This window comes from Bacillus sp. V59.32b (genome assembly GCF_003429085.1).
Lineage (GTDB): Bacteria > Bacillota > Bacilli > Bacillales > DSM-1321 > Peribacillus.
The window spans coordinates 52,132-62,913 of record NZ_QVTC01000022.1 but is presented as its reverse complement, the minus strand read 5'-3'; the positions used below and the strand labels follow the sequence as shown (position 1 = coordinate 62,913).

Sequence of the window (10,782 nt, the reverse complement as noted above, 5' to 3'; positions counted from 1 at the left end):
AAATGCACCCTATAGAGAGACCTTTTTTCAAAGTGTCTACACTATAGGGTACATTTTATACTCTGCCTTGATCTTTAAGTATTGTTGTATCATTGGCGTATATACAGCCATAGTTTCCAAAACCTTTCTTGCAAAAATAAAATCTATGTAATTGGTATCCATTATAACATATTCAGAAGTATAGTTTCATGCCTGTTACTACCATTACCTTGGTGAAAGTGCAGCACACAAATAAAGCCGGATGAAGACTGGTCTCATCCGGTGATAAAAACCTATTCAAGTCCATTCATTACCCGGTCCAGAGTTTAGGATGCTTCTCCTAATCGAAGCTTAGGTACCTGTAAGCTTCTCACTCGTCTTCAAAATCAACAAGGAAATCTGGATTCAAATCTTCGAATTCATCATCCGAGTCGAGATCCCAGTCATCATCATCGCATCCATCCGGATTAATGGCGACGCAAATCTTCGTTTCACCGACCACTTCTACAAAGAACTCTCTTTCCACATGTACCATGATTTTCTGGCCACATGGCGAGATGCTGGCTTCAATACAGTTCGGCTGTTGTACTGCTTTCGCGACGATATCTTCATCATCCTCGCAGTCCGGATCGCGGTATTTCAATGAAACAACATCTGAATAATGAACTTTTTCGCACACAAGTTCAGTTTTTGTATTTTGTTGGGAAGAATACCAGACGTTAATTTCGAATGTCCCGCGGATTTCCACTTTCTTGCCGACTTTTTTTGCTTCGTACTTGTGGTTGATGATCCAGCAACCTAGAATGCTCGAAGGACGATGAGCCGGGCTAATGGTGTTTTGGGACTTTGTATATTTTCGTCCTTTTGCAACCACCGCTTTTGTTATTATCTCTCTGTACTGTGACATGCTAGCGAACCCTCCTCATACAGTTTCCATTCATCCTATGCGGGTTAAAAGTCTAGTGTGCGAATAATTTTATGTGAACGAAACTGAATTTGAATATCGTACTCTGCATTATTTTATGCGGACATTTCGGGTTATGTGTCATGATTATGGGTTTGGATGCATGAAGCCTGAGGATGGTCGAGTCGTAACCAAAGAAGAGAAACGCACATAATTTATAGTGTGTATTAAAATAAGGAGAGCTGCTATGTACCCTTCCTATCCTAACGATCAGTCCTATCCGCTCTATCCTGGCTATAGCCGGGGCCAGGGCAGGGGCCCACAACTATACCGATCCGAATATGCTCCCATCGATATTTCGTTGTTTTCCAGCTCTGTCCACACCTTTCAATTATTAATGCAGCAGAGCCGGATATTATTAGAGAGGCTACGAGACCCTGCTTTCGAAAAACAGTTGATGGGGTTTGCGCAGCAAGGTAAACAGAGCGAAGTCGATCTCCTAATCCGAGCCATCGGTCTACAAGTGCCGGTAAAAACGACCTTTACTCCATCCGAAATCATCTTTTCTCTAAGAGATTCAGTCTCGGAATGCTGCATTCTGACATTTGCGATTAGGTGGGGAAATTAGAAAAGCTGCCTGACACTGTTAAGTTAACAGTGTCAGGCAGCTTTTTGTGCTATTTCTCATATCCCATATTGGGATCCAATTAATGGCTTCCCCGGCCGGCGCGGACTTTCGATCCTGATTCGCCGCTCAGCAAATTGCCGTCCGTTGCTTCGACAATCATGTCGGTTACTGTATTGGAAACTTGAGAAGCGACCATCTGCAGCAATTCGTTCACATCAACCTGAGATTGTTTGAACTCCTGAACAAGTGGAATCTCATCCAATTGTTTCTCGAGCGCATCAATCTTTTCTTGAACCTGGTTATAAGCTTTTTCTTTTCCGTAATTTTGAAAATTCACGGCTTGTTTTTGCAAGCTCTTGATGCTGGCAATCATCTCGCGAACCTTTTGATTTTCATTGATTTGTGCCTCAGCACGTTTAAAAAAATCAACTTCTTCTGTTTCCGCAATCATTTTTGCAAGTTGCTCCGCTTTTTCCAGGATGTCGTCTTTTGTATATTTTGTCATTATTATTCCACCTCTACCGCTGCCGCTTCTTCAACCATTTCTCCGCTCAAAGACCATGTCTTGGTTTCCGTGATTTTTACCTTTACCAATTGGCCGATGGCAGATTTAGGCGCTTTGAAGTTTACCAGCTTATTTTTTCTAGTGTATCCAGCCAGTACATCCGGGTTTTTCTTGCTTTCGCCTTCAACAAGAACCTCTACAACCTGGCCATCCATCTCTTTCATTCTCTCCACAGAAAATTCATTCACGACTGCGTTTAGGCGCTGCAGGCGTTGTTTCTTCACTTCCATCGGGACGTTATCCTGCATTTTTGCCGCCGGAGTTCCCTCGCGTGGTGAATAAATGAATGTGTACGCAGCGTCGAAGCCAACTTCTCTATACAATGAGATTGTTTCCTCGAACTGTTCTTCCGTCTCATTCGGGTAGCCGACAATGATATCGGTTGTCAAAGCAACATCCGGCATCGCCGCTTTAATTTTTCTTACCAGCTCTAAATACTGCTCACGGGAGTATTTGCGCGCCATGATTTTCAAAACATCCGTGCTGCCGGATTGGACCGGAAGATGGATATGTTCGACCAGGTTGCCGCCTTTTGCCAGCACTTCGATTAAGTGGTCGTCAAAGTCGCGCGGATGGCTTGTTGTAAAGCGGATACGCGGGATATCGATTTGTCGGATTTCGTCCATTAGATTGCCAAGTCCGTAGTTCAAATCTTTTAGATCCTTGCCATAGGCATTCACATTTTGGCCAAGCAGGGTGATTTCCTTGTATCCTTGTGCTGCTAAATGACGGACTTCCTGGATGATGTCTTCCGGACGGCGGCTGCGTTCCTTACCGCGTGTATAAGGAACGATGCAATACGTACAGAATTTATCACAGCCATACATGATGTTAACCCATGCTTTCGTCTTACCGTTACGGACCTTCGGAAGATTTTCGATGACGTCCCCTTCTTTTGACCAAACCTCGATCACCATCTCTTTGGACATATAAGCGTCATTCAGGATGTGGGGCAGACGGTGAATATTATGTGTGCCAAATATCATATCGACGAATGCATGCTTGGAAAGAATCCGATTTACGACTGATTCTTCTTGTGACATACAGCCGCAGACGCCAAGCAGAAGGTCTGGCTTTTCTGTTTTAAGCGCCTTCAAATGGCCCAGTTCGCCAAACACCTTGTTTTCCGCATTTTCACGGATGGCACAGGTGTTCAGCAGGATCACATTTGCATCCTCGACGGTTTCAGATGGCTCGTAACCGAGTGCCATAAAAATACCGGCCATGACTTCAGTATCATGTTCGTTCATTTGGCAGCCGTATGTACGGATATAAAATTTACGCCCCTTGCCCATGCCGCGGAACTCCTCTGGGATCGCAAAATCATCCTGGTAATTTACTTCTTCTTTGCCGCGTTTTTTTGCTTCCTTCAAGGAAGGAGGGACATATACGGCCTGAAAGTACTTGCTGTAATCCTTTTCGGATTTTTTGTCCGCTGGTTTTTCAGCCTGCACAAGTTGTGATTCCAACCGTTGTTTTTCGTTCATCATGATCCCCTTTCTGAAACGTTGGATTCAAGGATCCAACTCATTCCTGAAACTTTGTTGCCTATTTATTTAATCTTTCGGCTTTTAAGCTATATACACATTATAATAGTATACGGCTTTTAACACGAAGAAACAAGACGGGATATCTGCTATCCCGCCTTGTTTCTTGGAATCTATTGATATTATTTGAGAATCCCCAGATCTTTTCCTGCCTTCTCGAATGCATCCAGCGCCTGCTGCAATTCTTCTTTTGAATGCTGTGCAGTGACGATCGTTCGAACCCGGGCCAACCCCTTGGCAACAGTCGGAAAAGCGATACCCTGCGCAAAAACCCCATGTTCAAGCAGTTTATCGGAAAATTGATGCGAAAGCGCCTCATCTCCTATGATGACCGGAGTAATCGGCGTATCGCTTTTGCCCGTGTTAAAGCCGAGCTCTTGCAGGCCTTTTTTGAGGAATCTCGTATTCTCCCAAAGCTTGTCAATTAACTCAGGTTCTTCGATGAGGACATCTATCGCTTCGCTGCATGCCATCGTGACAGCTGGCGGGTGAGATGTGCTGAACAAGAATGGACGTCCCTTATGAATCAGGTAATCTATTAAAGTCTGCGAACTCGCGACATAACCGCCGAGGACGCCAATGGCTTTACTTAACGTGCCAACCTGGATATGGACTCTGCCGTCCAATCCGAAATGATTGATCGTTCCACGGCCATTTTTCCCAAGGACACCTGATGCATGGGCATCATCAACCATAACGAGTGCATCATATTCTTCAGCGAGCTCGACTATCTCAAGCAGAGGCGCGATGTTTCCATCCATTGAAAACACTCCGTCCGTAACGATTAAACGTTTCCGATAATTTTGTGTTTCCTTCAGCGCTTTCTCAAGAGAGCTCATATCGACGTGTTTATAAACTCTGCGCCCTGCTTTTGTCAGACGGATGCCATCGATGATCGATGCATGGTTCAACTCATCGGAAATGACGACATCCTCAGGGGACAGAATCGCCGAAAGCACTCCTTGATTCGTGGTAAAACCTGATTGAAAAACAAGAGATGCCTCTGTGTGCTTAAATGTAGCGAGCTTTTTTTCCAGTTGGTTATGCATCGTTAACGTACCGGCTATTGTCCGAACCGAACCGGTCCCTGCCCCGTATTTTTCTACCGCCTCCAACGCGGCCTTGCGCAGGCGCGGATGCGAAGTCAGGCCGAGATAGTTGTTTGAGGACAGCTGGATGACTTCTTTTCCATTGATGACGACCTTTGATCCTTGTTCGGACTCAAGCGGTACAAGCTTGCGAAATGTTCCCGCCTTTTTCATGCTATCTAATTCGTCCTGTAAATACTCAAAGCCTTTCACTGAAATCTCCTCCTTCAAATGTACAGGTTTCTTCTCCTTTTTTTCAACAGACTATTTCGGTTCCCTTTTTGGGATTAAGGCTGCAGAACAACTTTTCCGCATTCCCCCTTGATCATTAATTCAAAACCCTTTTCAAAGTCTTCAAGCGGGAAATGATGGGTAATCATAGGCTTGACATCGACCTGTCCTAATGCTAAAAGACTGGATACCTGCTGCCAGGTTTTAAACATCTGCCTTCCAGTGATTCCGTGGACGTTTATCCCTTTGAAGACAATATCTTCGGTAATATTGATTTCGACAGGCCTGACAGGCAGGCTGAGGATCGATACCCTTCCCCCGTTTGTAACCATTTTGAAGCCTTGGTTGATAGCTTGAGGATGCCCGCTCATTTCACAGACAACATCTACTCCGTTTCCATCTGTTAAGTTCTCGACTGTTTTCAAAGGATCATCCTTCTTGGAATTAACAATAGTAGTCGCTCCCATTTGTTTGGCCAAATCAAGTCGATAATCATTGACATCGAACGCGATAACCTGGGCAGCGCCCGCGGCCTTTGCGACACCGACAGCCATGATGCCAATTGGACCGCACCCGATAATCGCTATCGCTTTACCTACCACTTCCCCGGACAGTACGGTATGGACGGCATTCCCCATCGGTTCTTGAATGGAGGCTACATCGTATGGCATTTCCTTCGGATTTTTCCACAGGTTACCCGCAGGCACTGCCACATATTCTGCAAAACAGCCTTGTGTATCTACCCCAATGATTTGTGTATGTTTGCAAATATGGTATTGTCCTGTTAGACATTGCGGACAGGTGCCGCAGACAAGGTGGGTCTCCGCGGAAACGAAATCCCCGACTGTCACACTGCTAACCTTCGAACCTACTTCCATAACCTCCCCGGAGAATTCATGTCCGAAAACATAGGGCGGCTTGACCCTGCTTTGTGACCATTCATCCCACGTATAGATATGCACATCCGTTCCGCAGATAGAGGTTGCTTTCACTTTTATGAGCACTTCCTCATCGCTTATTTTTGGGATGTCAACCATTTGGAGTTCGGCTCCATATCCGCGGTGATGCTTTAAAAGCGCTTTCATTTTTCCGTTCAACATGTACACTCTCCCCTTTAGAGCATGCTGCGAATCCTATTATATTAATATTCTACCATTCTCCAAACTTGAATGTAAACATCACTGTATTTCTGAAACGGACAAATGGTTTCAGGCGGAAAATTTTTTGTGAATAAATAGTTCGAATTGGGGGAAAGACCTACGCAGCTTGTCCGAAGATACATATAATATTTCGAACACTTAATTCATGAGAGGAGTGACATTTATGGGTAAGGAAAAAAAGAAGCATAAAGACGACGAACACGAAAAACGCAAACATGACTGTGATGATGACTGGGAATGGGAAGACTGGGACGACGATGATGATGATTGCCGAGAAGATCAGTTCAATGAGGAAGAAGATGACGACAAAGAAGACGACAGGCGCGACGATGAACAGGATTCCTCAGATGAAGAAAACGGGCGTTCCAGACGCAGGCGTTTTCGCTGGATTTGAGTTCCTGCTTGGGGTAACACCGTTATGGCATGAAATGCAAAAGGCCCGCTCATTATATGAGCCGGACCCTTTTTTTATTACGTGATTATCACATAAATTCAGCAACTAATTTATCAAAGCTTTCCTGGCTCAGCTTTAAGTCTGCTTTTGTTAACGACTCTTCCGCATAATCCGGAATCATTTCCTGATAAGACTGGCGCTCGTTGTTTTGATAAATGATACCAGTGACAAGACCATCATGCTCCATCACTGTTTGCATGGCCAATTCACGGTTCGTGTGGTCATAGCCGTCGATTGTGCTAAGCTTCGTTAAGTTTTCTTTAAACCAGTCATACGTATTTACTTTGTTGTATGTGACACAAGGGCTGAATACATTGATTAAGGAAAACCCTTTATGCTGAATGCCCGCTTCAATAATTGCTGTAAGATCTTTAAGGTCCGTTGAGAAGCTCTGCGCGACAAAAGTTGCGCCTGCAGATAATGCCAGCTCCATAGGAGAAATTGCCTGCTCGATCGATCCCTGAGGTGTGGATTTCGTCTTAAATCCGGCAGCTGAACGCGGCGAAGTCTGTCCCTTCGTCAATCCATAAATCTGGTTGTCCATCACGATATACGTTACATCAATATTCCGGCGGATCGCATGGATCGTATGGCCCATTCCGATCGCAAAGCCGTCGCCGTCGCCGCCTGAAGCAATGACTGTCAATTCCCGGTTAGCCATTTTTACACCCTGGGCAATCGGTAGTGAACGACCATGGATTCCATGAAAGCCGTACGATTTGATATAACCTGAAATCCGTCCCGAACAGCCGATGCCGGACACAACGGCAAGCCCTTCCGGTTCAAGGCCGACATTGGCAGCCGCACGCTGAATGGCCGCCTGTACCGAGAAGTCGCCGCAGCCGGGACACCAGTTAGGCTTTACGTTATTACGAAACTCTTTAAATGTGGCCATATTGGAACAACTCCTTGCATTGTGTATGGATTTCATGCGGCAAGAACGGGTTACCGTCATATTTTAAGATGCTCTTAATTTTCGTCACATTGCCAACATTCATTTTCAATATATTCGCTAACTGTCCTGTCGCGTTGTTTTCAATTACGACCACTCTCTTTGCTGATTGTACTAAAGGAAGCATTTCATCTGCCGGGAATGGATGAATTAAGCGGATATGTGCATGATTCACTTTGATTCCATCTGCTGCTAACCGTTCCATTGCTTCTTCAATAACCCCGCGTGTTGAAATGAATCCTACAATCAAAAGATCAGCTTCGGCATGCGGCGTATTTTTATACACAGGTGTTTTAAAAGCAATGTTTTCGATTTTGCGCATCCGCTTATCCATTTGCGCAATCCGATTCCCCGCTGATTCTGAAGGTTTACCGGTTTCATCATGCTCTACACCTGTCACATGGAAGATGCCGTTTTTCGTTCCTGGCAGCACACGTGGCGAAATACCACTTTCGGTTACTTCATAGCGTTTGAAATATTGGCCGTTTTCTGGTTCAGGAAGCTCTTCGCTCACCAATTTCCCGCGCCTGATTTCAATTTTACTGTAATCGAGCGGCTGAACAGTTTGCTTGCCTAGCGATAGCTGAAGGTCTGAAAGGACGATAACCGGACATTGATACTCCTCTGCCAGGTTAAGCGCTTCCGCTGTATCATAAAACGCTTCTTCCACCGTGCTTGGGGCCATGACAATTTTCGGGATCTCCCCGTGCGTCCCGTAAATCATCGCCATAAGGTCGGATTGCTCCTGTTTTGTCGGAAGGCCGGTAGACGGTCCACCCCGCTGAGTATCGATAATCACAAGCGGTGTTTCGGTAATGCCTGAAAGCCCGATTGCCTCCATCTTCAAGGAAAGACCAGGTCCCGCAGAAGCCGTAATCGCACGAATTCCCCCATAGTTGGCTCCGATTGCCATCGTCGCTGCGGCAATCTCATCCTCAGTTTGGATGACCGTTCCGCCGACCGCCGGGAGCTTCTTAATTAAATATTCCATAATTTCCGAAGCTGGAGTGATTGGATACGCGGCCATAAACCGGGTTCCGCCGGCAAGTGCGCCCAATGCGATCGCATCGTTTCCAATCATGAATAAGCGCTTCTGTCCATCCGCTTTTTCAAGCTGCATCGCGCCTACCTTTTCTCCCAGCTTTTCGGTCAAATGGTCGTAGCCAGCTTTAATGGCATCCAAGTTCTTCTGGACGATTTGTTCGCCTTTACGACCAAAGATTTCCTCGACCACTTCGTTGAAAACAGTGATGTCCAAGCCAAGCACAGCGCTTGAAGCGCCTACAGCTATCATGTTTTTCATCAGAGACGTTCCAAGTTCAGTCGCCATTTCGGTAAATGGAATGGCATACATGGCTGCATCCGTGTCTTGAGGACGGACAGGATTGAATTTGGAATCCGCAATGATGACTCCGCCTGCATGAAGTTCCTGATAGTTTACATCGATTGTCTCCTGGTCAAACGCCACGAGAATATCTAAATCATCCGAGATCGAACGCGTTTGCGCCGTGCTTACACGAATCTTATTGTTCGTGTGCCCTCCTTTAATACGAGATGAGAAATGACGGTACCCATACAAGTAGTAGCCCAATCTGTTGAGAGCAATACTGAAAATTTCTCCCGTACTTTCAATACCTTCCCCTTGTTGTCCGCCAACTTTCCACGAAAGTTGATTGATCATGCCCTTACACCCCTTTAAATCCGGTTAAAATAATAAACTCAAACTCTACTATAGCAATACCTTCCCTAATAAACTGAAACTTTTAATATGTATAAATATTCAATTATTTTATAATAGGAAAGGTGTACTAAACTGCTTCAATTCTAGACCTATAACCTAAAAAAATCAAGCCTTTGAGCATATTAATTGATCGTTTCGGTGATATTTTTTTGTATATTTAGATAATTCCGCGAAAAGCGATTATTGCTTTATTAGTCTGGGAATCTGGCAGCGAAATTATCGAATAATATCCCCTTTATGAAATCGGCAGGATAGTGCTTATGCATTTCATTGATCAGATTCTGATAATCCCTGTAAGAAGACAGATTGTGCACGGTCTGATCAATGCCGTCGAAATCTGAGCCCACGCCGATTTGACGTCCTCCTCCGAGACTTGCGATATAATCGATTTGCTTTAGGACATCCGCTATGTGCGCTAACGGCTTTTCCGTTAAAAATTCAGGGACAAAGGTTACTCCTATCACACCATTTTTCTTAAGCAAAGCGATGATTTGATTATCTTTTAGATTACGGGGGTGGGGACAGATCCGAAACACATTCGAATGGGAAGCAATCGGATGGTCGGCTATCTCGATGACATCCCAGAACGCCCGTTCAGATAGATGGGAAACATCGCACCAAATGGCATGCCGGTTCAATGTTTTCACGACGCTTTCGCCAAAGCCGGTCAAACCGCCTCCACGTTTTTCAAGGGCACCGTCCGCAACCATGTTGGCAAAGTTCCATGTCAGTCCAACAGACGAAACGCCTAATCTGACCAATGTGTTTAACTTTACTAAATCATCTCCGATACAATCACAGCCCTCCAATGTTAAAACCGCCCCGATTTGATCATCGGTAAGACTATCGATATCCTCTTTGGAGGTTACCAGTTTCATATTTGGCATCGTCAAAACTTTCTCATAGAAAATATCTACCATGGAAAGCGCCGCGATAAATCGCATATCCGGATGGATGGCCTCAGGGACATAAATCGCAAAACACTGAACCTTTCCGCCAGTTTCCGAAAGGGATTGATAAGTAATATGCAGTTTTTCACTGTCTAAAAAGGAGATGGTTGGGTCGATAAACATCTTCATCAAGACATCACAATGGGCATCAAAGATTTTCATTTTTTCTACTCCTTTTCTTTCAAATAGATACATACACTATACATTCTTTTTTCCAGTAAAAAAAGAACCTGTCTGCTGATGCAAACAGGTGTCGACTTTCATGACATTCGCTATCTCGGTTCGACAATGAGTTTAATCGCTGTTCTTTCTTCTCCATCAATCTTAATATCTGTAAAGGCAGGAATACAAATCAAGTCCACTCCACTAGGTGCCACAAACCCTCTTGCGATTGCTACTGCCTTGACGGCCTGATTTAACGCACCGGCGCCGATCGCCTGGATCTCTGCGGTACCTCTTTCTCTTAGTACGCCCGCCAGTGCGCCTGCTACAGAATTAGGATTAGATTTTGCTGAAACCTTTAATATTTCCATCCCTAGTCCTCCTTGTTTTCCCCTTACCTGATTGGAATAGCGTTCCATAG

11 protein-coding genes are annotated in these 10,782 nt (G+C 44.9%); 2 read left to right on the top strand and 9 right to left on the bottom strand.

The genetic code is table 11. The features are described 5' to 3' along the window. Positions 1-349: 349 nt before the first annotated feature. Positions 350-886 (bottom strand): outer spore coat protein CotE, encoded by a 537-nt coding sequence (gene cotE / locus D0463_RS06895; protein WP_117306528.1) that lies wholly within the window; start codon positions 884-886, stop codon positions 350-352. Positions 887-1,130: 244 nt separating this feature from the next. On the opposite strand from cotE, the gene D0463_RS06890 reads away from it, so the two are divergent. Next, the gene (locus tag D0463_RS06890; protein WP_117306526.1) at positions 1,131-1,511 is read left to right on the top strand and encodes a YuzC family spore coat inner layer protein; all 381 of its coding nucleotides are present in this window, start codon (positions 1,131-1,133) and stop codon (positions 1,509-1,511) included. Positions 1,512-1,590: 79 nt separating this feature from the next. On the opposite strand, the gene D0463_RS06885 is transcribed toward D0463_RS06890, so the two are convergent. The 4 genes from D0463_RS06885 to tdh all read right to left on the bottom strand — a co-directional run bounded on the left by D0463_RS06885 (position 1,591) and on the right by tdh (position 6,039). Continuing rightward, positions 1,591-2,016, bottom strand: a complete 426-nt coding sequence (locus D0463_RS06885; protein ID WP_117306524.1) for a YlbF/YmcA family competence regulator — start codon at positions 2,014-2,016, stop codon at positions 1,591-1,593. A 2-nt stretch (positions 2,017-2,018) separates the two neighbouring features. Further along, complete coding sequence (miaB, locus tag D0463_RS06880; protein WP_117306522.1) at positions 2,019-3,563, bottom strand: tRNA (N6-isopentenyl adenosine(37)-C2)-methylthiotransferase MiaB; 1,545 nt, start codon at positions 3,561-3,563, stop codon at positions 2,019-2,021. A 182-nt stretch (positions 3,564-3,745) separates the two neighbouring features. Further along, entirely contained in the window at positions 3,746-4,924 is a 1,179-nt protein-coding gene (locus tag D0463_RS06875; RefSeq protein WP_117306520.1) for a glycine C-acetyltransferase, read from the bottom strand. A gap of 74 nt (positions 4,925-4,998) precedes the next feature. Then, positions 4,999-6,039 carry an L-threonine 3-dehydrogenase gene (tdh, locus tag D0463_RS06870; RefSeq protein ID WP_174234298.1) on the bottom strand — a complete coding sequence of 347 codons (1,041 nt, stop codon included), beginning with the start codon at positions 6,037-6,039 and terminating at the stop codon, positions 4,999-5,001. 226 nt (positions 6,040-6,265) lie between these two features. On the opposite strand from tdh, the gene D0463_RS06865 reads away from it, so the two are divergent. After that, complete coding sequence (locus D0463_RS06865) at positions 6,266-6,496, top strand: hypothetical protein (RefSeq protein ID WP_117306518.1); 231 nt, start codon at positions 6,266-6,268, stop codon at positions 6,494-6,496. Positions 6,497-6,584: 88 nt separating this feature from the next. On the opposite strand, the gene D0463_RS06860 is transcribed toward D0463_RS06865, so the two are convergent. The 4 genes from D0463_RS06860 to spoVS all read right to left on the bottom strand — a co-directional run bounded on the left by D0463_RS06860 (position 6,585) and on the right by spoVS (position 10,732). Next, on the bottom strand, positions 6,585-7,451 hold the full coding sequence (locus D0463_RS06860) for a 2-oxoacid:ferredoxin oxidoreductase subunit beta (protein WP_117306516.1): 867 nt from the start codon (positions 7,449-7,451) through the stop codon (positions 6,585-6,587). Continuing rightward, positions 7,438-9,189 carry a 2-oxoacid:acceptor oxidoreductase subunit alpha gene (locus D0463_RS06855; protein ID WP_117306514.1) on the bottom strand — a complete coding sequence of 584 codons (1,752 nt, stop codon included), beginning with the start codon at positions 9,187-9,189 and terminating at the stop codon, positions 7,438-7,440. The genes D0463_RS06860 and D0463_RS06855 overlap by 14 nt, the downstream gene beginning before the upstream one ends. A gap of 251 nt (positions 9,190-9,440) precedes the next feature. Next, a complete protein-coding gene (locus D0463_RS06850) occupies positions 9,441-10,361 on the bottom strand; it encodes a dipeptidase (RefSeq protein WP_117306512.1) in 921 nt (306 codons plus the stop codon). 110 nt (positions 10,362-10,471) lie between these two features. After that, positions 10,472-10,732: a stage V sporulation protein SpoVS gene (gene spoVS, locus D0463_RS06845; protein ID WP_117306510.1), complete on the bottom strand. Its 261-nt coding sequence runs from the start codon at positions 10,730-10,732 to the stop codon at positions 10,472-10,474. Positions 10,733-10,782 lie beyond the last annotated feature (50 nt).

Coding starts and splice junctions, on each gene's coding strand:
- cotE (WP_117306528.1), bottom strand. CDS start 886: ATGTCACAGTACAGAGAGATAATAACAAAAGCGGTGGTTGCAAAAGGA.
- D0463_RS06890 (WP_117306526.1), top strand. CDS start 1,131: ATGTACCCTTCCTATCCTAACGATCAGTCCTATCCGCTCTATCCTGGC.
- D0463_RS06885 (WP_117306524.1), bottom strand. CDS start 2,016: ATGACAAAATATACAAAAGACGACATCCTGGAAAAAGCGGAGCAACTT.
- miaB (WP_117306522.1), bottom strand. CDS start 3,563: ATGAACGAAAAACAACGGTTGGAATCACAACTTGTGCAGGCTGAAAAA.
- D0463_RS06865 (WP_117306518.1), top strand. CDS start 6,266: ATGGGTAAGGAAAAAAAGAAGCATAAAGACGACGAACACGAAAAACGC.
- D0463_RS06860 (WP_117306516.1), bottom strand. CDS start 7,451: ATGGCCACATTTAAAGAGTTTCGTAATAACGTAAAGCCTAACTGGTGT.
- D0463_RS06855 (WP_117306514.1), bottom strand. CDS start 9,189: ATGATCAATCAACTTTCGTGGAAAGTTGGCGGACAACAAGGGGAAGGT.
- D0463_RS06850 (WP_117306512.1), bottom strand. CDS start 10,361: ATGAAAATCTTTGATGCCCATTGTGATGTCTTGATGAAGATGTTTATC.
- spoVS (WP_117306510.1), bottom strand. CDS start 10,732: ATGGAAATATTAAAGGTTTCAGCAAAATCTAATCCTAATTCTGTAGCA.